Consider the following 791-nt stretch of genomic DNA (forward strand, 5'->3'; position numbering starts at 1 on the left):
ATTATCTTCGGTGCGAAGGATGTAGTCTGTCATCCAAGCGGTGCCCAACAAACATAACCACACCACAAAAACGGGACTAGGCACTTCGATACTAGGGGTTATCACCAAAGCCGCAAAACCGACAGTTGGCAATGTCCAACACAACAGCTTATTCCAACGGAAAGTTTTCAAGCGCGTCAGTGTTTCCATCGATGCCATGATACCCGTGACACACAAAGCAACCAAAGCGGCATAAGGTAAATCGGCCATCCATAATGGAAGTATTAAGCCTAATGACCACCAGCTGTGTCGACTGGCTGGTTTAAGATGATTGGCCGCCCACCAAATCACGATGATCGACAAGGTTTGCAGCGTGGTAACCCACGGAACGCCATCAAGCTTTCCTGCGGATTGCGTCACCATGATCCCGACTTGTAGCGTTGCGACGATCAAGCCAGAAATAATCACGACCGACAAACTGCTACGTTTTGAAAAGACCACCATCAATAGTGGGAATAACACCCACACACTGACTGAGAGCGTGATGGGTTGCAAAGGAAGGGTTAGACCGTAAGTGGTCATGGCAGCAAGCAAAGCTAAACCTGCGATACCACCCTGCGGTAGAATCCATAATGCAGGAATGACCATTGCAAGTACTGGGATATCTCCCTCACTTAAACTGATTGCTCTCGCGCAAACAACCGCTAATAATGTGGTGATCAAGAACTGAAACGTTGAAAATACCATAGCCCTCTCCTTCTACCGATCCGTGGTACCATACCAATCGTAGTAATTAACTGGTCACCCTAGCT

1 protein-coding gene is annotated in these 791 nt (G+C 47.9%); it reads right to left on the reverse strand.

From position 1 onward, the window contains the following. On the reverse strand, positions 1 to 726 hold a 726-nt coding region (locus tag AB4496_RS07280), incomplete at its 3' end, for a hypothetical protein (RefSeq protein WP_372130753.1). Positions 727 to 791: the final 65 nt, after the last annotated feature.

The sequence above is a fragment of the Vibrio sp. 10N.222.46.A1 genome, assembly GCF_041473595.1.
Classification (GTDB): Bacteria; Pseudomonadota; Gammaproteobacteria; order Enterobacterales; family Vibrionaceae; genus Vibrio; species Vibrio tasmaniensis_A.